This is a genomic window from Autumnicola aciditolerans (assembly GCF_041679265.1).
Taxonomy (GTDB): Bacteria; Bacteroidota; Bacteroidia; order Flavobacteriales; family Flavobacteriaceae; genus Autumnicola.
On record NZ_JBGFSM010000022.1, the window covers coordinates 1 to 25,930 of the forward strand.

Here is a 25,930-nt window from a genome sequence, read left to right on the forward strand (position 1 = left end):
TTACAGGCAAGATTAAAAAAATATCGGGGTTTGCAAACCCCGATATTTTCTACTTACACAGTTTTTGAGATAGTCCCAATTTAGCAAAAAAACCATAGCTAAATTAAATGAAGACCAATTAAGCTCAGTTAAAGGTGGTAATAATGCAAGAAGTAAAAGTGTAGATACAGAAGTTGAAACAGGTTGTTCAGGAACTTCTACTACTAAAAATTGTAGTACCACTTCCACTACTAATATTGAGTAATTAGTATTTAAGACAACCTTTCCAGATTAAATCTGGAAAGGTTGTTTGTTTTTAATTAAGCTGCTTAAATTTTATCACATCTAAAGAAGTCAAAACATATTTTATTCAATTGAAAATTCTTAATCCTACCAATTTTTTCGTAGCCCGTATATCATCTCTTCCTTCAGCTAATTTTGGATCATTGAATGATGCAATGAGAGCAAAGGATATTTCTTTGATAAAATCTTATTTCAAAGAAATTAAATTTCTTAATGCATTATATTTTGCCTCTAAGGAATTTTATGAAGTAGCACTCAATTGGTTGCAAAATGATGATATTGAATTTTCTCCATCAGATCGGGTCCTTCAAAGTTTATACAAATATTATATACGGATGTGTTGCAGATGTACGCCTTATGGTCTTTTTGCCGGTTTTGCATCAGGGCAAGTGTCCCAAGGTCCTACAGATATAGTTCTTGAAAATGAAAAAATTATACCAAAGGCGAGAACGGATGTTTACTTTCTTAAACATGTAAAAGATGAAATTTTTGCTAAACAGGGCTTACGTGATATTCCATTATATCCAAATAACACGATGTATGTTTTTGGCAGTAATTGGAGGTATATAAGTTGGATTAATGGTTATAACTATGAAATCTTAGAGATTCCACAAGATCCAATTTTGGATTCAATTATAAAATTAGCCAAACCGGGAATTAAAAAAATTGAAATAGAAGTTTTTCTTCAAAATAAACTGCAAAATGTTTCTAAAGAAGAGATTGATGATTATGTCAATGCATTAATAGAAAATAAAATACTTGTAGATAGAGTCCCTCCTTTTATGACGAGTTTGGATGATCCCTTATGTGAATTAGAAGATTATTTAAGAAAGTATAAATTTCAAACCAATAGTTTAAAATCAATTTTAGCGGTAAGAAAGAATATTACTTCAAAAAACCTCTTGAATTCTAATAAAGTAATCAAAGAAATTGATAGGCTATCGAATCAATTTAAAGATAGCTTCAATAAAAAACATCAAATTTTTCAAATAGATTCCAAAATAACTTTGAAAAATAATGTCATAAGTGAAAATATAACATCCCGATTAGCTAAAAGAGCTGAAGAAATTATCCCATTAATCAAAAGCAGTATTGATTATAGAATGTCAAATTTTATAAAAAGATTTTATAAAAAGTTTGAAACTCAAGAAATCCCGTTAGTCAAAGCCTTAGATCCAGACTTTGGAGTAGGTTATGACTTACACATAAGTGGTAATTTAGAGGACACTCCGCTTTTAAACAATATATATTTTACTTTTAAGAATTTTAGGGATAGTGATGCTGAAGTTAGCCCATTAATAAAGCTTATTCTGAAAAAATATAATCAGAGCTTTTCTCCTATTAATTTTATCCCGATCAAGTTGTCTGAGAAAGATGTAAAGGAGGCGTCTATTGATCAGGAAAAGCCACCTTCGTTTGGTTTCAATAGTCATTTATTTGGCTCTTTTATTTGTAAGAATAGTAAAGACCTTAATACCGGTAATTTTAAATTTTTACCATCTTCACCCATTCCCACGGCTAATGCTCATATTATATTATCAAGATTTGCTTATTACGATGAAGAGTTAAGGAAAAATTTGGAAGATATAACAGAAAAAGATTCTGGTCAATGTGTCTACGCGGAACTTCTTCATCATAGAGAGGATAGATTAGGAAATGTTTTGCTTCGGCCAAATTTCTATAACTATGATTTACCTTATGCCTCAGAAAGTAAAAGAGAAGGCTCCTGCGTATTATCAATTGATGATCTATATATACGATATGAAGAAGGAGAAATTAAATTAAGGTCAAAACGTTTAAATAAGGATGTAAAACCTAGATATTCCAATGCGTACAATTATAATGAGAATCAGTTGCCAGTAATTAATTTTTTGGGCGATTTCCAATTTTATGGTGTAGACTCTGGGTTTAAATGGGGATGGGGAATTTTAAAAGATAATAATTTTTTACCACGGGTAGAATACAAAGAATTGATACTATCAGAAGCACGTTGGCGGATAGAAAAAGATGAAAATATAACTATTGATAAGTTGAAGAAGATTATTAACACTAGTAATATTCCCAAACTCTGTAAAATTAAAAAAAGAGACAACGTAATAGTTTTGGCAACCAATGAAGATACTTGCTTGCATATTTTGATGAAGGAAATTGCAAAAAGAGCTATCACAGTATATGAATATCTTGCCCCCCTAAGGTTGCCTAACGAAAATGGAGAAGAATTTAGTGCAGAATTTATTTTTCCTTTGCTTAATAAGGTAGAAGTGAAGGAGCAAAATGAGAGTTATATAGATTCAGAGAAAAAAATTAAGAGAAAATTTTTACCTGGCGAAGATTGGAGTTTTTTCAAAATTTATACAAGTCATAAATATGGTGATACTATAATTAGAAAGGTGATTAAACCTTATATGAAACAATTTAGTACTATTGAAAAGACCCTTTGGCATTATATAAGGTATAATGACCCAGAGTTTCATATTAGGTTTCGCGTTAAACATAAACTTAATCAAGAACGTATCGAGTATATAAATAATTTAATTGAGGATTTGGTAGAAGAGGGCATTGTATCTTCTATCGAAATCGACACTTATAAAAGAGAAGTTGAAAGATACGGAAGCTATAATATGGAACTATCCGAAGAATTTTTTTTCAATGATAGTGTTGCAATTTTAGAATTAATTTCTTCAGATGATCTTTTGGATGAAGAATTAAGATGGAAAATAGGATTAATGTCTCTACATTTTTTAATGGATGATTTTGATATTCCTCTAAGAATGAGAATTCAAATTTTTGATGAACTTTTTCAAACATTTACGCCGGAAAATGTAGATGTTTCTAATTCAGAATATCTTAAGGAGTTTAAAAAGTCTATAGAAAAAAAGTATAAAGAAAATCTTAGCTATATAGATTCAATACTTCGATTAAATAATTATTCCGAAGTTGAAAGCTTTGTTAAACCATTGAACTTTAGATCTCAAAAAAATGCAGCTATTGCTGGTTTAATAAAGAATAACTTTAGCAATCAGGAAATTTTCAAAAAACTTATCAAGGATTATGTTCATATAAATATGAATAGAATTTTTGTTACAAAGGCCAGAATGCATGAATTGGTGATCTATTTTTTCATGTTTAGAACTTATAATTCTACTTATCACAGAATGAAAAAATCGAAATGATCGAAGATGTAATTCAAAAAATAAGAAAGGATATAGATTCTCATTTAGAGGTATTTTCTGATGCATCAGTAGAATACGGAAAGATGGGTGCCGCAGTTTTCTATTATTACTACCAATATTATTTTGATAATAAAGAGTATTTATTAAAAGGAGAATCTTTAATTGAAGAATCAATCAATTTGCTCTCTAATATTTCGTCTAAAGAAAACCACTCATTAAAGTTTAAGGGAGAATCGATTGGACAAACGATATCCAGTTTCGGGAAAGGGTTAATATTTATCCAAAGACACTACGGGGAAAATTATGATTTTTCTGAAAATTTTCAATTTTTGAATGATGTTTTATTTGAGACAGCCAAACAATCAATGTCCAGGAAAGATCATGATTATTTTAGTGGTAGTTTAGCAAGTGGATATTACTTTCTAAATAAATATAACTATGATAAAGATCCTTTTTCACGTTATGCATTAAATAAAATTGTTAGATCTATCTTAAAAGATGCTATACTTCTTAATGATCAAGAAGTATATTGGAAGTCACCAACGTATAATAATCAAATATATTTAGGCTTGTCTCACGGCTCAGCCATGATCATTAATTTTCTTTCCAAGATTGTTGATTTCAGAATATATGATGGTGAATACCCAGAGCTTAAAGAGATTGTTAAAAAAGCTATTTCATTTGTCATAAATAGGGATAGAGATTTCCATAACGGCTTTTTTCCTCATAAATTCCCTCTTTCCGAAAAATTAGTACCAACGCAACTATCTATGTGTTATGGAGATTTGGGAATAATACTTTCTATATATAAATCAATCAAGACGTTTAAATTCTATGAGTTTGAAGAGAGGATTGAAAAAATATCAAAGATTACTTCAATAAGAAAACTAAATTCGGCCTATACTGAAGATGCGAGTATTCTATATGGATGTTCGGGACTGTACCACATGTATAGAGACCTTTTTGAGACAACATCTGACAAGACCTATTTGCAGGTATATAAGTATTGGTATAAGCAAATAATGAGTTATAGAAATTCCTCTAAACAAAATCTGGCGGGGTTTCAGTTTCAGTATGAAAATGATAGGAAAATAGATAGCTCTGCTAAATATTCTTTTTACTGGGGTATTGCTGGAATTGGTATTACCCTTATGATTGAGAATAACAAGAAGCTACCGAAAGTGAATGAATTATTATTAATTGGATCATAACCGATGAAGTTTATCGCACAACACGATCAAATGGACTGTGGTCCGGCATGTATTGCGATGATAGCAATGTATTACAAGAAAAAGTACCCTTTAGGTTATCTTCGAGAAAATTGCTTTTTAGGTAAAGATGGGGTCAGCTTATTAGGTATTAGTATTGCTTCAGAAAAAATTGGTTTCGATACTTTTTCAGCAAAGGTGGCGATAGAAGAAATCAGTAATAAAAAAAACTTGCCATGTATTCTTCACTGGAATCAAAATCATTTTGTTGTTCTTTATGATGTTAAATATGATTTTTTTTCAAAAAAAAATGTTTATAAAATAGCAGATCCTGGTTATGGTTTTATCAAGCTCACTGCAGAACAATTAGAAAAATCTTGGCTAAGTGATAACGACACAGGTGTAGCATTATTTTTAAAACCTGGTGATCAGTTTCTTGATATAAAACCTCCAAAAGAGGAAAAAAAAATTTTCAGTTTATTTTCCATTATTTAAGGCCTTATAAATCTGAATTCTTCCAATTATTTATAGGTCTACTAGGAGGTTCTCTATTGACTTTAATTTTTCCTTTTCTTACTCAAGCATTAATAGATGAGGGAATTGGTAATCAAAGCTTGAGAATTGTATATATAATTTTGTTGGCCCAAATATTTTTATTTTTAGGGAATTCAGTAATTGAGATCATAAGAAACTGGATTACACTATATATTGGGGCCAGAATAAATATCTCCATAATTTCTGACTTCCTCCGAAAGCTCATGAAGCTTCCAATTAAATTCTTTGATGCTAAAATGATAGGTGATTTTACTCAAAGAATAGCAGATCATGAAAGAATTGAAGCTTTTCTAACATCCCAAAGTTTATTTACGTTATTTTCTTTAATCAATGTATCTGTATTTTATCGTCTTAGCTTATTACGATTTAATGATAGTAATGGTGTATTTGATTTTTACAATTTTGGCAATAATATGGGTGTTATTTTTTCTAAATAAAAGGAAAATACTGGATTATCAGAGCTTTCAAAGAAGAGCGGAACATCAAGATTCTATTTATGAGCTTATCAATGGTATGCAGGAAATAAAGCTTAATAATTTCGAAAGGTTTAAAAATAATGCTTGGGAGGGAATTCAAATAAAATTATTCCAGGTTAATCAAAGAATATTACAAGTTAATCAATATCAGAGTGTTGGATTTAATTTTATCAATCACCTTAAAAACATTTTGGTAACCTTTATTGCCGCTAATGAAGTGATAAAAGGGAATATCTCTTTAGGAGCGATGCTAAGTATCTCGTATATCATTGGACAAATGAATTCGCCGATTAATCAGCTAACAAATTTCTTTCGTTCATTTCAGGATGCGCGTATTAGTATGGATAGATTAGGAGAAGTACACTCTCAAAATGAAGAAGAAATTCAAGGTCAAATCATATTGGATGGTCAAAAAATTGATCAAAGTGAAAATCATGGTTCGAGAGGTATAAGAATACATGATCTAAGCTTTCAATATGAAGGTCCGAAGTCCCCTTATATTTTAAAAGATATAAGTTTATTTATACCCGAAGGGAAAATAACAGCCATTGTAGGAGCTAGCGGTAGTGGTAAGACAACCCTGATGAAAATTCTATTAAAATTTTATCCTCCTGCATCAGGTGAAATTTCTGTAAACGAATTTCTATTAAATGAAATGTCCTCAAGAAGCTGGAGAAAACATTGTGGCGCAGTTATGCAAGATGGTTTCATTTTTTCAGACACTATTGAAAGGAATATCGTAACTGGGGATGAAAATGTAAATGATAAAAAATTACGGAAGGCGATTGAAACAGCTAATTTAAGTGAATTTATTGAACGATTGCCTTTGGGGATCAAAACAAAAATTGGAGCTGCAGGTAATGGTATAAGTGGAGGGCAGAAGCAACGTATTCTAATTGCTAGAGCGGTCTATAAAAACCCAAAATATTTGTTTTTTGATGAAGCGACAAGTGCACTTGATGCTGATAATGAAAAGTTGATAATGGAGAAATTAGATGAATTTTTGAAGGGTAAAACCTCAGTCATAATAGCACATAGGTTAAGTACAGTAAAAAATGCTCACCAAATTATTGTTTTAAAGAATGGTAACATAGTTGAATGCGGTAATCACTCATCATTAGTTTCCAATAAAGGGGATTATTTTCATCTTGTTAAAAATCAATTAGAATTAGGTAATTAATTATAGCTTTTAATATAATATTTATTCATGGAAAAGTTATCTGAAATTTCATTGGGTAGAAGAGGACTAACGGTAAAATATGGATCCTGGTTCGTAATAATCTTGGTGATGTTTATGTTTTTAATGGGGAAATATGTAATAGAAGTTCCAGAATACACGGATGTGGAGATAGTGGCTAGTAAAAATAAATTATTCTTGATTTCTAATGCTGACCTAGATCAATCTGAGAGAATAGAATTGGAGAATTATCAGGAAATAATAGTACCTCTCAAGAAAATAGGGAGTGAGAAGTATGAAATTACTGGAAGTGAGTTATCAATAAACCTGATTAATGAACTAGAAGACAACCTTGTTACCGATGGAAAAATCTTGATCGGCAAACAAAATTTTTTCCAAAGTATTATTCCGTTTCTTTAATTTTAACAACCTCATCCCCTTATATCAGCTTCCTCATTTATCTATTCATAGATCGCTTCAGTAAGATTCAATAGCATCAAGAAGGATTAAGATAATTATTACGTCTTGAAGTTGGTCTTAATGAAATTTATTATATAGCATTAAAAAATGAATACCTACCGTACCCCCTGGAATGGCTCGATCTATTAATTACAGTCACTCTTAATTCCGACAGAACAGAAATAACTTCTATTGATAGTGAGCAACTAGATTATATCATCGATCGCCTTCCTCAAGAGAACCTACGTCTACAATCACTTATAAAGAGCCAGATTTTCTCCATCAGTATGCAAAAAAATATAATACTGATAAAGCAATATCACTCCTCGCTAATCGCCCTTCTTAACTGAATTCACTATCCACTATAAATTAACCATATTTGCTTTTCCTTGCTCATACTCTATTTTGTTAAACGTGGTTTTCCCGAATTCGAAATGTGGTTTAATAAGAAATCTATTTATTCCTCCTTCATACATTTATATTACTATTAACTACAATTCAATATCATGAAGAAATTTTTTCTATTATCCGGATTTCTTTTAATAATTTTTTCCTGCAGTAAAGAGGCAATCATAAATCTTGGCAGTTCAAATAATCCAGAAGGATCAACGGCCGAAGATTTGAAGGCTGGTAACCAAATTAGCATCGATACTCTTAATAAAATCAAGGTTTTAACATTAGCAGAATTGGATAGTCTAATTGCCTTAGATTTTAAAGATTATAAAAAAATTAATAAAGGAGAAGAGTTAAATCTCCTTTTTTCTAAAGGAGGCAATTTCAATTCAATAATCGCCAAATCAAGCATAGAATGGGAAGGCCCTTTTTCAGTATATTCACAACAGACAAAAATTCAAGATGATGTTTTATTAGCAATTTCAGGTGCACCTTTATTAGCCACAGGATATTACTATTGTGACGTTTACCTAAATAAAGCAGAGGTGGAATTATCCATTAATTCTGTAGGAAGAGCTGAACCTAAGATATTGTATGTCAATGGAAGTCCGAAAGAGTGGACCGGCTACAGTGACCTGCAAAATTTCGAAAAAGGCTTAAATTATTACACGAACGCTAGTTCAACTTCTCAAACCTTAATAATAACCACCTACAGCATACGGGTTATCAATAGTTTAGAGGGAAAATATATCAACAGATATCTTCCAGAACAAATTGGACAAAATTTACCTTTTAATTATTTCTATTTAGAATATTAATTAAAGAACTTATTTTAAAATAAATCGCATTAAAAGGTTTTGAGATGAAATCAAAAAAAATTTTTGTTCCATTTTTTTTTATTCTTCTAGGATCATATTTTCATGTTACTGCTCAAACCCTTAAGCTGAATAATGGCATTACTTTTTCTTCTTTTAGTAATTCTAAGAAATTTGATGTTCTAGAACAAAAAATTAAGAGTTATTCGGTTAATATAGGCTTGGACTATTGGAATAGAAAGCAATTTTACATTTCTAGTGAGGTAGGTTATATTAAAATAGGAGGATATGAAAAGAATCCAAATTTATCTGAAGAGTTATCTGAGATAGAAGAAACGTGGGATTTTATTCATTTCAACAGTACTTTAAGATTAAAATTATTTTCGAATGTAGATCATCATTTATTTATAGGAGCAGGTCCTAAAATGGATTTATTGGTAAGTGATGCAAGCTTTAAGAGTGAAGTCTATTCATCCTATTACGAGATGGAAAAATTTTCCTTCGGTGCTAAAACTGAAATAGGATTAGTAAGAGATTTAGAGAGAATTAGATTAGGGTTGAATGCATCATACTTACTGGATATAGGAAAGAAAGTTAACTCTGGACCAGTTAACCTAAAAAACGAAATTTATCAAATTATGTTTTCTATAGGTTATACTCTTGGAAATTAATTATGCGGAGTTTAAAAATTTTCTGTTTCAAAAATTGGTGTAAAATCAATTAAAAGATATTATATAAGAATCTAATCCTTAATTATTTATAATAATACCACAACTTTCGAGAACCATTTCAATTGTCCTCCATAATAGCAAATAGTACCCCCTTCTCCTTCCGGACCACAAGTTGTCAATGTTTGAGCGGTAGAGGCGAAAGACATTGCTATAACTTGCTTAGATTAAAATAAACAGGGGTTAGACTTTTAAAGGTTCAGCCCCTTTTTGATTAAATAAGGAGGAAGAACTTTAAAATTTGTGCCCCAGTTGCTATTGCATTGAGATTTTTGTTTGGCTTCTCTTGTATCCAAATGAACAGACTTGGTTCCTGGACAACCTGGTTCATTATTGCCTCGTTTATTAAGGCTGAAATTTTTATAGATCAGATGCAATTATGTCTTGAAGTTAGTTTTAATAAAATTACTATATAGCATTGAAAAATGAATACCTACCATACCCCCTGGAATGGCTTGATTTATTAATTACAGTTACACTTAATCCCGACAGAACAGATATAACTTCTATTGATGGTGAGCAGCTAGATTATATCATCGATCGCCTTCCTCAAGAGAACTTACGTCTACAATCACTTATAAAGAGCCAGATTTTCTCCATCAATAAGCAAAAAGAAATTATACTACTGATAAAGCAATATCACTCCTCGCTAATCGCCCTCCTTGACCAGGCACTGCAGAATAAAAACACCTCACCAAAAAAGGCCAATTTGAAGGATCTTTATAAAGTTTTATTATCGAATATAGATGAACTCCTCTCCTTTATAGAAACACGCTTTTGCGACAATCTCAGTCCCGAAGAACGTGTTCCAAAAACTTATCTATCTGTAACAAGAAAAGAACTTAAGAAAAAATTAGATAAACTGAAATTAAACATTGATGAAGATGTTAAACAAAATCCTGCTTTTAAAATAATACTGAGTCGATTATACCATTTTGTCAGTACCACCTGTCTTCAATACCAAGTAACATTTAGAGATGTATTCTATAAAAAAACCCTCTTACGAGGCCTTGAAGATCTTGATTGGAAAAAAGATCAAACTGAAGCTTATTCTCCCCTTGATGAGCTACTGATCTACATGAACTATAACAGTAAGGCTTATATGAACTTACTTACAGATCGTCTTGCCAGATGCATAAATAGTTATGACAACACTATAGAAAAGATGGATAGGCTGCTCTATTACTATAAAGCATTTAATCAATTACACCGTAAGCCTAATATGGTTCTTAATCCAAAGTATTATGGCCTGGAAACTATTTTGGGTAATTGGTTTGTTCAGGAGATTCTTTATTTAGAAAAGAAACTGCGCTTATCGGTGGTTCCCTTGCATAGCAAAATGGAAAAACAAAAGTCTAATCCGGCAACTCCAAAGGAAAAACAGAAAGTGCTTTGTATGCTTTCTACAGACCAGATAGGACTTATACTTCGTGCCGCGGATGAATCGCGGATATTGGTGGCAAAATCCATGAGCCAGGTATTCAAAACCATAGTCCCTCATTTATCAACATCTAACAAAGAAGACCTTTCTTATGATGGCATGCGTAGTAAATCTTATGTGGCCGAAGAGCGGGATAAACAAATAGCCATTGAAACACTAGAGCGTATCATTAAAAAAATTAAGGAATATTAAAACCATCACATTATGAAAAAACTACTTCTTTTATTCTTTACCGTTATTCTGTTTACAGGATGTTATACTGTCAACAAACCGAATGAGGATACTGTCCTAAAAATTATCACTGAAGAATTACATTACCCTCATACTATTGATTATGAAATCTTTTGTAGTGATCCCGCTCATGCTAAAAAGCTTTTGGATCTAAAGCTTGATACGGCAGGTATGGTTACTATTCAGAAAACACAAAAATTAAAAGATATCGGTTCGCCTTTGATTACCTTTACCAAAGCAGCCCAACCGTATCTGATAAAACCTACGGATAAGGAAAAGAAGCTGGATATTCAAAAAGTAAAGATTGCAGAAGAAACCATAAGTGATATCAAATTGGGCACTGCTTCGGAAGAAAATGGGAAAAAGTATATTCCCGTGACTTATACAGTAACCTTTACCAATATCACTCCATTTTCTGTCTTGATGAAACGTGATCTTTCAAAACCAATAAACCACTCCGCTACGCTACGTTTCATAGATGGAAAGTGGAAATTGATAAAGCCATAAAAATCATTCCTCCATATCCTGTTTACAAAAAAGAACTTTTTAAGAAGGTTCTTTTTTTTTGGAAAATCCCTCCCATAAACACATCTATTTTATTGAGGTTCCAAGGGTTACAAAAAGGTTCCAACAAAAAGTTGGACTTGTAGCAGCCCACCTTCATCCGTTTCTTTGTTATCGATATTAGGAAACAACCCGACATTATTATGCCGAGTTGAATTGTAGAACGATAAAATGAGTGGCGTATGTTTACCCGGATTTCATGGACAGACTACCTGTTGGCAGTCGCCATACTACTAATAATTTATTATCTATTTGTTGGGGTACGTTATTTTTCCAGTGACATCAAAGCCCTGTTGGCAGAAAAACGAAAACGTACCTTAAAAACATCTGGTTTTCCGCAACATGGAACCCTTCAAAATGAAACTTCAGAAAATTTCCCGGCAACTACCGATGCGGAAGCCGATGACGAATTTGCAGAAGTAGAACACCTGGTCGAGAAGGTAAAAACCATGATTGCCGATGCTCTTAACCAACAACTGGTCAAAGAAGAATTCAGGCAGTACCTGCGCCTTGTCCTTAAAGAATTTCCTTCCATAAAAACATCCGCGCTCCGCCCTTCGATCAACGAGCTGATTGTATCGGAGTGTGAAAAACAAGGGATTGCTGCCTTTAATGAAGAGGAAGTAGATGAATTGTGGAGTGAGGAAAGGTAGCCGTCCCGGCGGAACGTGTTTCCCTTCCCTACCCCGAGCGTAAGGCGATGTGTGACAGAAAAGGATGGGCATGAGGTAGCGAAACCGTTCCGCTTTTATTAAAAGCATTTGATTTTAAACTTTAATACATGTGAGTTATGAAAATGTGCAGCAAGAAAACAAAGTTTAACCGCAAAAAGGTTATCACCATTTGTACCGCTATGGCGCTACTAGCCATCCAATACAGTGCGTATGCGCAAGATGGTATTGAGGGGATCAATGAAGCCAACATGAAAGTACGAAGCTATTTTGCCGCAGGCACCAACCTGATGTATGCCGTAGGTGCACTGTTAGGCTTGATCGGTGCCGTAAAAGTTTATCAGAAATGGAACAATGGAGATCAGGATACCGGCAAAGTGGCTGCCGCCTGGTTTGGCAGTTGTATTTTCCTGGTGGTCGTGGCTACCGTGATCCAGTCATTCTTCGGTATCTAAAATCCCTGAAGTATGCAGACACAATTAAAAGAAAAGTTGTGGACGTTTATCGTCCACAACAATCCTGAATTGATGTTCAATTTGCAGGAAGACTATTCGGTGACAACATATCTAGATTCAAAAGTAAAGGACATTATGCCTTTGGCTAAGCAATTACTTTCTGAAAACCAGCCCGGTTATGTTGTGGAAGAAATATGTCTGGAGCAGATGACCGAAGAGCTCAAACCTTCCCGTTACCACTACCTCCTTTCAATACTTGAAGAAGAATTTACTGCCGACTATGAGCGGTTACGGGAAAGTGGCACGCTCACTTATGAAGTCGTCAACCTGATTGCCTATTGCAAGGACATCTTTGATGGATACGGATTTAATACAGAAAATGAAGAAGACAGGCAGCTAAGGTACACTGTCATCGGACAGATACACGAGTATCTCAATTAACTACTGAGAAGAAAAAAGCCAGTCATCAAGAGAAGGTGACAGCTTTTCAGCCATAGAGGAATTGTGAGAATGAAAATGTGTGGATATGGCTTACAATATTTCAGAAAAGCTACAGGATAATATCAGGGCGATCCGAATCGCCCTGAGCTATCAAGACGGTAATGAACTAAGCCCGGATGAAGTTTCGAACCTGAAAAAATTCTCAGGTTTTGGAGGCATCAAGGCGATCCTATACCCCTATGGTACGCAGGAAGAATGGTCAGCCAATGGGGCTACCAAAGAAGACCTGAAACACCACGCAGGTATTATGGAGCTTCATGACTTACTGAAGGAAAACTATACCGAAACTCAATATAGGAATATCATTTCTTCTTTACGCAATAGTGTGCTGACCGCCTTTTATACCCCGCAGGTAGTTCCCGAAACTTTATACAATGTCTTGGCAGCCCAAAACCTGCAACCCAAACGATTGTACGAACCTTCGGCAGGTTCCGGTGTTTTTATCAGTGAAGCTGTAAGGGCTTTTCCTGAAATGGAACAGATCACCGCCGTAGAGAAAGATATCCTTTCCGGACTGGTACTCTCTGCCATCAACAGTACGCTTCCTGTTTCAACAGAAACCCATATCACCGGTTTTGAAGAAACCCCGGTCACCGATAATTCCAGCTATGACCTTATCGTGAGCAATATTCCGTTCGGCAATTTTTCGGTATATGATGAGGTTTATCCCGATAAAGCACTATCCGGAAAAATACACAATTACTTTTTTGCCAAAGGCTTGGACAAACTGGCTGATGGCGGACTCATGGCTTATATTACCACGGATGCTTTCTTAAATAGCCCATCCAATCAAAAAGCGAGGGAATACCTATTTGGCAAAGCGGATTTTATAAGCCTGTCCGTTATGCCCGACAACCTGATGAAGGATACCGGCAATACCGAAGCTCCCAATCATCTGCTGATTGTTCAAAAGAATGCAACAAAAGAGACCCTATCCGAAGAAGAAGCCTTACTGATAACTACCGTACCGTTGGAGAATGAATACGGAACCTACCATAGCAATAGTTATATTCAACAGCATCGGGACATTATTACGGGCAACACCCTCCAACCGGGTAAAAATCAATACGGGCAGGCACACGAAACCATATGGCAACAAGGTGACCTCAATGATATTCGTGAAAAACTCGGTCATATCCTTACTGAAGGTCTTAAAACCCGTTTAAATCGGGAACGTTACTTCCAAAGCCAATCCCTTCCAAAAGAAAAACAGGAATTTGGTGGCAGGAAGCTGACCTATCTTCCGATGCCTGAGAATAAAGCAGAAACCGTTTCGGTACAGTTAGGACTTTTTGATACTGCTCCGGCAGAACAGATCAACCGTGCCATAGCCTATATCAATCCTTTGGATGAAACCGTCGTTCGAAAAGAAAGCGCACGGGTCATCAGTACCATTCGAACTACCGATAATCCTATCCACGAGAGTATGGTGCTCTTGACAGCCAAACAACAAAAATCCAATCGTTACCTATATAAACTGTATTCCAACGTCAAGGAGATCGATCATTTCTCCGCCAACTGGATGGATGCACGCTTATTGGGGCATGAACTGCAAAACCTGTCAGGGGAATTACAAGGATTTGCTCATGCGTTTACCTACGAAGGCGACCAAACCTTAGAAGGGATATTTCAATTAAACAGTCAGGCAGCACGTCCCTTTACCGATATACAAGCCTTTCATAAAGAAGGTACGCTGATCGTTTATCAGGGACAAGTGGGTACACTTTCCAAAATCGATGGTGATTTTAAGAATGCGGTGTTCCAACCCTTGGGGATGCAAACCGACAAACGTTTCTATGAACAGTATACCAGCCTTCGGGATCAGTACCTGGAAATCTCCGAAAAAGAAAGCACGGGAACTTCGGTTCCCCAAACCGAACGGGATGAGTTGAACCAGCGTTATGACCAGTTTATTTCCCAATACGGGCAGTTAAATAGTCAAGGTAACCGCAGACGCATATTGGAAGATACCGCTTTCGGTTTGACCATGTTATCCTCCTTGGAACGCAGGGAAGGTGAACGCTTTGTCAAGTCCGATATGCTGACCGGTACTGCTCAGACATCCACAAAACGCTTTGTCACCGATGACCCGATTGAAGCTCTGGCACATAGCCTGAACGATACCGGAAAGGTGGATATTGGGTTTATTGGTGCAGCCATGGGATTGGAAGAACCGGAAACCATTGCCCGTTTGGGCGAACATATTTACCTAAACCCGGTAAGCAAAGATTGGGAGACCGCAGATCAGTTCCTGAGCGGTAACGTAGTGGAAAAATTACGCCAGGCAAAACAACAAACGGATACTGAAAATGATACCCCACAAGTACAACGAAGCCTGACCGCTTTGGAAAAAGTTCAACCCGAACGTATCCCTTTCGAACTATTGGATTTTAACCTAGGCGAACGCTGGATTCCCGTAAGCTATTACGAACGTTTTGCAGCGGAACTTTTCGAACAACATACGGATATCAACTATTTCCCTTCCCTGGATGCCTTTAAGGTCACCACCGGGATGAATACCAAAGTAGCCCGGGAGTTTGCCGTCACCCCGAAAAGCGGACGGACAACTTACGGCTATACCTTGCTGGAACATGCCCTGGAAAATACGACCCCGTTCTTTACCTATGAAGTATCCGTTGGGGATGGCAAAAGCATACGGGTTCCCGATAATGAAGCCATTCAACTGGCGCACCAAAAGATCGACCAGATACGAAATGGCTTTATAGACTGGCTCAAGGAATTGCCGGACACCGATAAAAAGCATATCGAAAACCTGTACAATGATACTTTCAACTGTTATGTACTACGGGAATTTGACGGTAGTCACCTGAACTTTCCCGGACTGGACAAAAAGGCTTTGGGCATTGAAGATTTGTACAGCAGTCAGAAGAATGCCGCATGGAGAATCATCCAGAACAGGGGCGCACTCATCGATCACGAAGTGGGATTGGGAAAAACCCTTACCATGATCGTTTCCGCACAGGAAATGAAACGGCTCGGCATTGTCCAAAAACCGATGATCCTTGCCCTGAAAGCCAATGTCAATCAAATTGCAGAAACCTATCGTAAAGCCTATCCCAATGCAAGAATATTATCCCCGGGGCAAAATGATTTTACACCGGCTAAAAGGCTACGCTTATTCCATGAAATCAAAAACAACAACTGGGATTGTATTATCCTTACCCATGACCAGTTCGGTAAAATACCACAGTCCCCGGAAATGCAGCAACAGATTTTCCAGACAGAATTGGATCATATCCAGCGTGACCTGAATACCGTTAGGGAGTTGGGCGGGGCGATTTCCAAAAAGATGCTCAAAGGACTGGAAATACGAAAAAACAATCTGGAAGGAAAATTAAAAACGGTACTCAAGGATATTGAAGAAAAGAAGGATACCGGCATCAACTTTAAAGAAATGGGTATTGACCATTTGTTTGTGGACGAATCCCATAAATTCAAAAACCTGACCTTTACCACCCGTCATAACCGTGTGGCCGGACTGGGCAATATGGCGGGGAGCCAAAAGGCACTTAACATGCTTTTTGCCGTGCGCACCTTGCAGGAGCGTTTCAATTCCGATCTCTGTGTGACCTTCTTATCAGGTACACCGATTTCCAACAGCCTGACGGAAATGTACCTGCTATTCAAATACCTGCGACCTAAAGAAATGGAACGTCAGCGTATTGAGAATTTTGACGGCTGGGCTGCGGTATTTGCCCGTAAAACCACGGACTTTGAGTTTAGTGTCACCAATGAGATCATTGCCAAAGAACGCTTCCGTCATTTTATCAAAGTCCCTGAACTGGCTTTGTTCTATAACGAGATTACCGATTACAAAACCGCCAGGCACATCAAACTGGATAAACCGGAACTCAGTGAAACCCTGGTCAATATCCCTCCTACACCGCAGCAATCGGTGTTTATTAAAAACCTGATGCAATTCGCCAAGACCGGCAATGGAGAACTGATCGGGCGTGGCAGGCTGACCCCTGAAGAAGATAAAGGGCGTATGCTTATAGCAACCAATTACGCCAAGAAAATGGCAGCCGATATGCGATTGGTAGATGATTGGAAATACGGAGACCATCCGGACAACAAAGTGAACACCGCAGCAAGAAAGATCGCTGAAATTTATCACCACACCCAACCTCATAAAGGGACGCAGATTATCTTTTCAGATATCGGGACACCCAAACCGGATCGGTTTAATATTTATGATACCCTGAAGGAAAAACTGGTGAAGGATTTTCATATCCCTGTCTCGGAAGTCACTTTTATCCACGACTGGACGGATCGCAAGAAACCGGAACTCTTCCGTAAAATGAACCGGGGTGAAATCCGCATCCTGCTCGGAAGTACGGAAAAAGCGGGAACCGGTTTGAATGTACAGGAACGTGTGGTAGCGATGCACCACCTGGATATTCCCTGGAAACCTTCGGAACTGGAACAGCGCAATGGCCGTGGGGCGAGACAGGGTAACCGTATTGCCAAAGAACATTACGGCAATCAGGTACAGAATTTTGTCTATGCCGTGGAGCAATCGCTGGACAATTACAAATTCAACCTGCTTAAAAACAAACAGACCTTCATTTCCCAAATGAAAAACAATGAACTCAATGTCCGAACCATTGATGAAGGGGCTGTAGATGAAAAAAGTGGTATGAACTTCTCCGAATACATTGCCATCCTTTCCGGGGACACCTCCCTTTTGGAAAAAAGCAAACTGGAAAAGAAAGTGGCGGTGATGGAAAGTCTGAAACATTCCCACTTTAGAGAACTCACTCGTCATAAATACCAGTTGGAAAAACTGCAAAACGACCATACTTCCACTGAAAAAACACTTGGAAAGCTTTCTGCCGATGCAGCCGTGTATAAAGACTGTCTCCAGATGACCAAAGAAGGTAAGAAAGCCAACCCCATTCAATTGGACGGAATAGCTGGTCGGGACAGTGAAGCTATAGGCAAGCATATTATAGAGCTGTTTCAAAACTGGAAGCCAAAAGCCGGACAACACGAAGAAAAAATTGGCAACCTGTACGGTTTTCAGTTATACATCCGCAGACAACAGGAAGCCTACGAAGAAAACGGATTATTTGAATACCGGTATTCCAATAGCTTCTATGCACAAAGGGAAAGTGAGGGGATTAAATATACCTACAATAACGGTTTACCCAATACGGATAATCCGAAGCTGGCAGCACGGCATTTTTTAAATGCCATTGACCGGGTGGAGCATCTCAAAGAGCGGTATGAGCGGAACCTTTCCGATCTGAAGACAGAACTTCCCAAGATTGAAAAACTCACCACCAAACCTTTTACCAAGGAGCACGAGCTACGGGAACTGAAAACAGAACTCGCTAATCTGGAACGGCAGATCGCCATTAAGATTCAGGAAAACCAGTTAAAGCAACACCAACCCAATGAACCGGATGAAGAACAAACCCCGGTTATCAAACTCGGGGAACATCAAACCAACGGTCATGCCGTGAAAGAAACCGTGGTAGCTGCTTCGGCATCGGAGCGTCCCCGTAGCAGGATGCGATTGTAACATTAAAAAAAGAAACGTATGGGAAATAGTGTATATCAGGTTAATAAAGGAATTAACCGCAGTATCGAATTTAAGGGATTAAAAGCCCAATATATCTGGTATTTGGGTGGCGGTGTGGTAGGATTGCTCATCGTATTTGCCATCATGTATATCATCGGGCTACCCACACTGGTATGTATCGGTGTTATTCTCGGCTCTGGAACCCTGCTGGTGATGAAGATCTATCGGATGAGCCATCAATACGGGGAACACGGACTCATGAAAACCCTGGCACGAAAGCAGGTTCCCAAAGCAATTCGCTCCAGAAGCCGCAGGGCTTTTTTAAAACGATAAAAAAATTAAGTAACAACTCGGTAAATACTATAAGAATGGAAAAAATGTTGGAGGATCTATTACCGATTATGGATGTGGAACACGACTGCATCCTAAGTAAACAAGGCGATGTCACCGTAGTGTTTAAAGCAGACCTGCCGGAGATATTTACCCTTTCCGATCAGGAATATGAAGCTTTTCATCAGGCCTGGGTAAAAGCCATTAAGGTATTGCCCAAATTTGGTGTACTGCATAAACAAGACTGGTTTTTACAAACCCGGCATCAGCCTGATTTTACCAAAGCGGATACCAGTTTTTTAAGCCGGGCAAGTGAGCGGTTTTTTAATGAACGCCCCTTTCTGGATCATAGCTGTTATATCCTGCTGACCAAAAAACCGGTTCACCGGAAAGCGGCCACTTCTGCCTATTCCAGTCTGCTGCGTAAGAGCATCGTACCGGAAGAAACACTGAAACCCTCCTTGTTACAGGATTTTCTGGACAGTATCGGTCAGTTTCAACGCATCATGGAAGATAGTGGTTTTGTAAAGCTGACCCGGTTACGGGAGAAGGAACTTTGGAGCGGCAAACGGACAATGGGTATCATTGAAAAGTACTGCTACCTTTCCGCGCGCAATGACCAGTATCTCTTGGGAGACATCAATTTCCAGGAAGGTTTACAGGTAGGTTCAAAGCATTGCCAACTTTACACCTTGGGGGATGCTGCCGACCTTCCGGCACTTTGCGGTAGCCGGATCAATTACGACAAGTACAGTACGGACAAAACCAAATTTAGTATTGGCTTTGCCTCTACGCTGGGGCAACTACTGCCCTGTAACCATATTTACAATCAGTACCTGTTTATCCAGGATGCCCAGAAGACTATTGCAAAATTGGAATCCAAAAGGCTACGATTGCAATCCTTGTCTGCTTACAGCCGGGAAAATATGATTGCCCGTGATGCGACCAATGATTTTTTAAATGAAGCCATCAGTCAGCAACGCCTTCCGGTAAAAGCTCATTTTAATGTACTGGTATGGACGGAAGATAAGGAAGAACTCAAAGACCTGAAAAACAAAGTCTCCTCCGCACTGGCGCAGATGGATGCGGTAGCCAAACCAGAAACCATCGGAGCTCCCCAGATTTTCTGGGCGGGTATTCCCGGCAATGCCGCTGACTTTCCGATGAATGACACCTTCGACACCTTTGCCGAGCAGGCAACTTGTTTTCTGAACCTGGAAACGGGTTACCGTACTTCCTTAAGTCCTGTAGGTATTCGTCTGGGAGATCGCATGACGGGCAAACCCGTGCACGTGGACATTAGTGATGAACCTATGAACATGGGGATTTGTACCAACCGCAACAAGTTCATATTAGGCCCCTCCGGGAGCGGAAAATCCTTTTTTACCAATCATATGGTACGCAGCTATTACGAGCAGGGAACCCATATTGTACTGGTAGATGTGGGACATAGCTATAAAGGCCTGTGTGATATGGTCAACGGCTACTACTTCACCTACAGTGAAGAAAACCCGATCCGTTTCAACCCCTTCTTTATTGGGGAGAGTGACAACCTGGACACAGAAAAGAAAGAAAGTATTAAAACACTGTTGCTCGCCCTTTGGAAAAAGGATGATGAAGCCTTTAAACGCAGTGAGTATGTTGCACTTTCCAATGCCATTACCGGGTATTACCAGCACCTTGAAAAGAATCCATCGGTCTTCCCTTGTTTCAATAGTTTTTATGAATTCCTGAGGGATAATTATGTAGCGGTACTTCAACAGGATCGGGTAAAAGACCGGGATTTTGATATGGATAATTTCCTGTATGTACTCCGCCCGTATTACAAGGGTGGGGAATTCGATTACCTGCTCAATGCCACTGAAAACCTGAACCTTTTACAGGAGCGCTTTATTGTATTTGAGCTGGACAATATCAAAGACCATCCCATCCTCTTCCCGGTAGTGACCATCATTATCATGGAAGTCTTCATCAACAAGATGCGCAAAATGAAAGGCATCCGAAAGATGATCTTAATTGAAGAAGCCTGGAAAGCTCTGATGAAAGAAGGCTTTGCGGAATACATCAAATACCTCTTTAAAACGGTACGGAAATTCTTTGGCGAGGCTATCGTGGTGACCCAGGAAGTAGAAGATATTATTTCTTCTCCGGTGGTCAAGCAGGCAATCATCAATAACAGCGATTGTAAAATACTGCTCGACCAGAGCAAGTATCAGAACAAATTTGACCAAATACAGGAACTTTTAGGATTGACAGAAAAAGAAAAAGCCCTCGTGTTATCGGTCAATAAAGTCAACGACCCCACCCGAAAATACAAAGAGGTCTTTATCAGCCTCGGCGGAATGCTCAGTAAAGTGTACCGCACCGAAGTTAGCGTGGAAGAATACCTGGCGTACACCACCGAGCAAACCGAAAAGGTGAAACTGATGGAATATGCGGCAAAATTTGGCGGGGACATCCGCAAGGGCATTGCCGCAATGGCGGAAGATCTAAAACTTAAATAATGATGAACCATGAAAAAATATGCAAGAATGTTACTGCTTGCCCTTTGTATCTCCTTTACGGTACTACCGGCACAACAGGCGAATGCCACCCCGATAGCCATTCTAGAAATCATCAAGGCAGGCATCAAAAAGGTAATCAAAGCCGTGGATTTAAAAATCCAGCGCTTACAGAATAAGACCATCTGGTTACAGAATGCCCAGAAGACCTTGGAAAACACACTTTCCAAACTCAAACTGGATGAAATTTCCGAGTGGACGGAAAAACAAAAAGAGCAATACCGGGAGTATTATGAAGAGCTGGCTAAGGTAAAGGCGATTATTTCCTATTACCAGCGCATCCGGGATATTACCCAAAAACAGGTTCGGCTGATCAATGAATACCAACATGCCTGGCAGCTTATTCAGCAAGATGACCACTTTACCCCAGATGAGATTGAATATATGTCCCAAGTGTACTCCGGTATCCTGGAAGAGAGCCTAAACAATATTGACCAGATTACCCTGATCGTCCAATCCTTTACTACCACAATGAGCGATGCCAAACGCTTGGAAATCATCAACAATGCCGCCGATCAGGTTGATGCCAATTATGATGACCTGATGCGATTTAATCAGCAAAATGTATTGCTGAGCCTTTCCCGGGCAAAAACTTCCATTGAAGTGCAAACCGTGAAAAAATTATATGGACTTCCCCAATAACACGAACTATGAGAAAGATAATTTTAATAGGGCTCATGCTGTTTCTGGCAGCCGGAACCGTTCAGGCACAGACTTTTTCGGAGTGGTTCCGTCAGAAAAAGACACAGAAGAAATACCTGCTTCAGCAGATTGCCGCTTTACAGGTATATATCGGATATGCTCAAAAAGGCTATCGTATTGCCAAAGAGGGTTTGACCACCATCGGCGGTTTTACCAAAGGGGAATTTGACCTGCACAGTGATTTTATAAACTCTTTAAGTACAATCAACCCTGAAATCAGAAACTATGCAAAGGTAGCAGATATCATTGCCCTTCAAATACGCATCGTACAGGATTACGGGCAAACCTACGGACAACTTGGCGATAGCGATGCTTTTACCGAAGCAGAACTCAGCTATATCGGGCGGGTTTTTACCCGGCTATTGGAGGATTGTGAACAGGCACTGGATGAACTTATGGCAGTAACCACGGATGCCGAGTTGCAAATGGAAGATAATGAGCGTATGAAGCGTATCGACAAGCTTTACTTGCGGATGCAGGACAATTACACTTTCGCCCAAAGTTTCGGCAATGAAGCCAGGGTCATGGCAGCCGTTCGGATCAGGGAATACCATGAGGTAGCGTACAGCAAAACTCTTAGGAACTTTCAAAACGAATAATCATGAAAAAGACCAAAATACTTATAGGACTTGTGATCTACGGGCTCTTCTGCCCGTTCAGGGCATCAGCGCAATCCGCAGAGATACAACAGCTTTTGCTCAATGTAGAAAAACTGACCCAGTTCAAACAGATATTGAGCGACATGAAAAAAGGCTATCAGATATTGGAAGGGGGTTACAATACCATCAAGGATATATCGGAAGGGAACTTTAGCCTGCACAAAGCTTTTCTGGACGGGCTGATGGAAGTAAGCCCAACCGTTCGCAACTACAAACGTGTGGGCGATATTATAAACTACCAGATAATACTGGTTAGGGAATACCGGAATGCGTATGACCGGTTTCAAAGTGACGGGAATTTCAATCCGCAGGAACTGGCGTATCTCGGACGGGTATATGATAACCTCTTTGATGAAAGCCTGCGCAACCTTGATGAATTACTGGTCATTATCACGGCAGGTAAAGCCCGTATGAGTGATGATGAGCGCTTACAGGCTATTGACCGGATCTATGCCGAGATGCAGGACAAACTGATGTTCCTCAGACACTTTAATAATAACACGAGCATTCTTGCGGTGCAAAGGGCAAAAGAAAGAAATGATGCCCGCACCATTCGCAATAGCTATGGAATAAACAACTAAAAATCAAAATTATGGCAACGTATAGAAAAACCGCCTGGCTGGCGGTTATAGGACTCCTATTGCCTTTTATGGGCAGTGCACAGGGAATTGGCGGTGAGATAAGCGGCTTACATAGCGTATTGGAAGGGCTCTATGATGAAATGATGCCACTATGCAGTCAGCTTATTGGCATTGGACAGGCACTGGCGGGATTTGCCGCCATGTGGTATATCGCCTCCAGGGTCTGGGGACATTTGTCAAGAGCGGAGCCTATCGATTTTTATCCGCTTTTCCGTCCGTTTGTGATTGGCTTTTGTATACTGATGTTCCCTTCTGTTTTAGGATTGATCAATGGGGTCATGGAACCAACGGTGACCGCTACCGCTTCGATGGTGGAAGGCTCCGACAGGGCGATTGCGGTGCTTTTGGAAAAGAAGGAAGAAGCCATCAAAAAAACGGATGTTTGGCAGATGTATGTGGGCGAAAGCGGTGATGGCGATCGGGACAGATGGTATAAATATACACATGATAATGCCAACTCTTCCGATGAGGGCCTTTTTGACAGTATTGGCAATGATATCAAGTTTGCTATGTCCAAGGCCTCCTACAATTTCCGCAATTCGGTCAAGGAATGGATGAGTGAAGTACTGCGGGTACTCTTTGAAGCTGCAGCCTTATGTATCGATACGTTGCGAACATTTCAATTGGTGGTGCTTGCCATATTGGGGCCGCTGGTATTTGGGATTGCCGTTTTCGATGGGTTTCAACATACCCTGATCGTATGGATCGCCCGCTACATCAATATTTTTCTCTGGCTCCCGGTTGCCAATATTTTCGGAAGCATCATTGGGAAAATCCAGGAGAAAATGCTGGAAATGGACATTGCCCAGGTACAGGATTACGGGGATACCTTTTTCAGCCGGACCGATATGGCCTATCTGGTATTTATGATCATTGGCATTGTGGGATACTTTACCGTCCCTTCGGTAGCAAATTACATCGTCCATGCGGGAGGTGGCGGTGCTTTGGGACAGAAAGTGACCAGTATCTTCAGCAGTTCCTCCAGAGCGGTTATGGGAGCAGCTACAGGCGGAGCCAGCATGGCGGCGGATGCAATGGGCAATGCTGCCAGTCGTATTTCCCAGAGCATGGCCAGCAATGGCACAACCAATCCTTATTTCAAAGATGGCAATTCGGACGGTGGTGGCTCCGGTTATATGAATGACAAACTCAAAGGCAATTCTTAACCCAAAAAAACAGGAATCATGTTTAAAAAAATGAAAAATATCGATACGGCCTTTCGGCATATCCGGGGATTTACCATGCTCATTATTGCAGGCTCGGTGCTATTATCCTGTTTTGCCCTGTATAAGAGTTTCAGTCTGGTATCCCAGATGCAGGACAGGATTTACATTCTTGCCAATGGCAAGGCACTGGAAGCCTATTCCGCCGGACGTAAGGACAATATTCCTGTGGAAGCACGGGATCATGTGAAAACCTTCCATCAATTGTTCTTTACCCTTGACCCGGATGATAAAGCAATTGAAACGAATATCACCAAAGCTTTATACCTGGCGGATGGCAGTGCCAAACGGATCTATGATGACCTGAAGGAGAACGGATATTATGCCGGGCTTATTTCCGGAAATGTTAACCAAACTATCCATGTGGATAGCGTGGCGGTGGACATCAATGAATACCCGTATAAATTTCGGTGCTATGCCAGCCAGCGTATCGTCCGTCCCACCAGTATGACTACCCGAAGCCTGATTACCGAAGGGGCGTTGCGTAATGTGTCCCGAAGTGATAACAACCCGCATGGTTTTCTGATAGAACGCTGGGCAACCATCGCCAACAAGGATCTGAAAACGACCGCCAGGCGGTATTAGCCCATAATGGACATTTATTCAAAATTGATACAAACAAAGTCAATTGAGTGGCTTATAAAACTTTGTACAGATGAAACGAAACGCAAAACAGAAAAAGGAGGCTCCTAAAAACGGACTGTTAATCCTGGGATTACTTGCCTTATATAAATGGCTGCAAAAAGCTTGGGCACAATGGATGTCCAACCGGACAAAGAGCATTTCTAAGCGAGCAGTAACCATAGCGCTGGTCGTTTTTGTAAGCCTTACAAGCAGTTACTGTATCTATCTCGGGGTACACGCCATCACTGGAAAAAGTAAAGGCAATGCCTTTACCGTAACCCCGATCAAACGTCCCCGGCATCTTACGGAATCCAAAGCTATAGCATCACCGCTTCCACCGGTATTCAAACAGGAATACAGGCGCATCCAAAAGTTCCGGTGGTATATGGATAGCCTTGCCCGAAGCCCATCGGGTAGAAAACTATATGACAGTATCATAGCAGCCCGTCCGGGATTGATGGATTCGGTTCGCTATATCGAAAAAGAATATCAAAACTTTAAAAATCAATGACC

General features: G+C 38.9%; 22 protein-coding genes and 1 pseudogene. All 23 read left to right on the forward strand.

Features of this window, described 5'->3' with window-relative positions:
- Positions 1-79 precede the first annotated feature (79 nt).
- Positions 80-244 (forward strand): annotated as a pseudogene (locus tag AB8M93_RS17280) (class I lanthipeptide); the annotation flags it as partial.
- A 109-nt stretch (positions 245-353) separates the two neighbouring features.
- Positions 354-3,455 (forward strand): lantibiotic dehydratase, encoded by a 3,102-nt coding sequence (locus tag AB8M93_RS17285; protein ID WP_373060022.1) that lies wholly within the window; start codon positions 354-356, stop codon positions 3,453-3,455.
- Positions 3,452-4,666 carry a lanthionine synthetase LanC family protein gene (locus tag AB8M93_RS17290; RefSeq protein WP_373060024.1) on the forward strand — a complete coding sequence of 405 codons (1,215 nt, stop codon included), beginning with the start codon at positions 3,452-3,454 and terminating at the stop codon, positions 4,664-4,666. The genes AB8M93_RS17285 and AB8M93_RS17290 overlap by 4 nt, the downstream gene beginning before the upstream one ends.
- Before the next feature lie 3 nt (positions 4,667-4,669).
- On the forward strand, positions 4,670-5,158 hold the full coding sequence (locus tag AB8M93_RS17295) for a cysteine peptidase family C39 domain-containing protein (protein ID WP_373060026.1): 489 nt from the start codon (positions 4,670-4,672) through the stop codon (positions 5,156-5,158).
- Between the two features lie 56 nt (positions 5,159-5,214).
- Entirely contained in the window at positions 5,215-5,655 is a 441-nt protein-coding gene (locus AB8M93_RS17300; protein ID WP_373060028.1) for an ABC transporter transmembrane domain-containing protein, read from the forward strand.
- Positions 5,588-6,874, forward strand: a complete 1,287-nt coding sequence (locus AB8M93_RS17305) for a peptidase domain-containing ABC transporter (protein ID WP_373060030.1) — start codon at positions 5,588-5,590, stop codon at positions 6,872-6,874. The genes AB8M93_RS17300 and AB8M93_RS17305 overlap by 68 nt, the downstream gene beginning before the upstream one ends.
- Before the next feature lie 27 nt (positions 6,875-6,901).
- Positions 6,902-7,291 (forward strand): hypothetical protein, encoded by a 390-nt coding sequence (locus tag AB8M93_RS17310; RefSeq protein WP_373060032.1) that lies wholly within the window; start codon positions 6,902-6,904, stop codon positions 7,289-7,291.
- Positions 7,292-7,836: 545 nt separating this feature from the next.
- Positions 7,837-8,541 carry a hypothetical protein gene (locus tag AB8M93_RS17315; protein ID WP_373060034.1) on the forward strand — a complete coding sequence of 235 codons (705 nt, stop codon included), beginning with the start codon at positions 7,837-7,839 and terminating at the stop codon, positions 8,539-8,541.
- Positions 8,542-8,585: 44 nt separating this feature from the next.
- On the forward strand, positions 8,586-9,209 hold the full coding sequence (locus AB8M93_RS17320) for an outer membrane beta-barrel protein (protein WP_311533285.1): 624 nt from the start codon (positions 8,586-8,588) through the stop codon (positions 9,207-9,209).
- A 475-nt stretch (positions 9,210-9,684) separates the two neighbouring features.
- Positions 9,685-10,899: a hypothetical protein gene (locus AB8M93_RS17325; RefSeq protein WP_373060036.1), complete on the forward strand. Its 1,215-nt coding sequence runs from the start codon at positions 9,685-9,687 to the stop codon at positions 10,897-10,899.
- Positions 10,900-10,911: 12 nt separating this feature from the next.
- Positions 10,912-11,445, forward strand: coding sequence for a hypothetical protein (locus AB8M93_RS17330; RefSeq protein WP_373060038.1), 534 nt, complete (start codon positions 10,912-10,914; stop codon positions 11,443-11,445).
- A 239-nt stretch (positions 11,446-11,684) separates the two neighbouring features.
- Entirely contained in the window at positions 11,685-12,155 is a 471-nt protein-coding gene (locus AB8M93_RS17335) for a hypothetical protein (protein WP_373060040.1), read from the forward strand.
- A 137-nt stretch (positions 12,156-12,292) separates the two neighbouring features.
- Positions 12,293-12,628 (forward strand): DUF4134 domain-containing protein, encoded by a 336-nt coding sequence (locus AB8M93_RS17340; RefSeq protein ID WP_489671766.1) that lies wholly within the window; start codon positions 12,293-12,295, stop codon positions 12,626-12,628.
- A gap of 12 nt (positions 12,629-12,640) precedes the next feature.
- Positions 12,641-13,069 (forward strand): DUF1896 family protein, encoded by a 429-nt coding sequence (locus AB8M93_RS17345; RefSeq protein WP_373060042.1) that lies wholly within the window; start codon positions 12,641-12,643, stop codon positions 13,067-13,069.
- A gap of 85 nt (positions 13,070-13,154) precedes the next feature.
- Positions 13,155-18,677 carry a helicase-related protein gene (locus AB8M93_RS17350; RefSeq protein ID WP_373060044.1) on the forward strand — a complete coding sequence of 1,841 codons (5,523 nt, stop codon included), beginning with the start codon at positions 13,155-13,157 and terminating at the stop codon, positions 18,675-18,677.
- 18 nt (positions 18,678-18,695) lie between these two features.
- Complete coding sequence (locus AB8M93_RS17355; RefSeq protein ID WP_084839762.1) at positions 18,696-19,010, forward strand: DUF4133 domain-containing protein; 315 nt, start codon at positions 18,696-18,698, stop codon at positions 19,008-19,010.
- A 35-nt stretch (positions 19,011-19,045) separates the two neighbouring features.
- A complete protein-coding gene (locus AB8M93_RS17360; protein ID WP_311533279.1) occupies positions 19,046-21,511 on the forward strand; it encodes a TraG family conjugative transposon ATPase in 2,466 nt (821 codons plus the stop codon).
- Positions 21,512-21,520: 9 nt separating this feature from the next.
- Positions 21,521-22,210, forward strand: a complete 690-nt coding sequence (locus tag AB8M93_RS17365) for a conjugal transfer protein TraI (protein WP_373060047.1) — start codon at positions 21,521-21,523, stop codon at positions 22,208-22,210.
- An 8-nt stretch (positions 22,211-22,218) separates the two neighbouring features.
- Complete coding sequence (locus AB8M93_RS17370) at positions 22,219-22,869, forward strand: hypothetical protein (protein WP_373060049.1); 651 nt, start codon at positions 22,219-22,221, stop codon at positions 22,867-22,869.
- A gap of 2 nt (positions 22,870-22,871) precedes the next feature.
- Complete coding sequence (locus tag AB8M93_RS17375; protein ID WP_373060050.1) at positions 22,872-23,510, forward strand: tellurite resistance TerB family protein; 639 nt, start codon at positions 22,872-22,874, stop codon at positions 23,508-23,510.
- Between the two features lie 11 nt (positions 23,511-23,521).
- On the forward strand, positions 23,522-24,736 hold the full coding sequence (gene traJ, locus AB8M93_RS17380) for a conjugative transposon protein TraJ (protein WP_373060052.1): 1,215 nt from the start codon (positions 23,522-23,524) through the stop codon (positions 24,734-24,736).
- Positions 24,737-24,766: 30 nt separating this feature from the next.
- Positions 24,767-25,378, forward strand: a complete 612-nt coding sequence (traK, locus tag AB8M93_RS17385) for a conjugative transposon protein TraK (protein WP_373060054.1) — start codon at positions 24,767-24,769, stop codon at positions 25,376-25,378.
- Between the two features lie 70 nt (positions 25,379-25,448).
- Complete coding sequence (locus AB8M93_RS17390; RefSeq protein WP_373060056.1) at positions 25,449-25,928, forward strand: hypothetical protein; 480 nt, start codon at positions 25,449-25,451, stop codon at positions 25,926-25,928.
- Positions 25,929-25,930 lie beyond the last annotated feature (2 nt).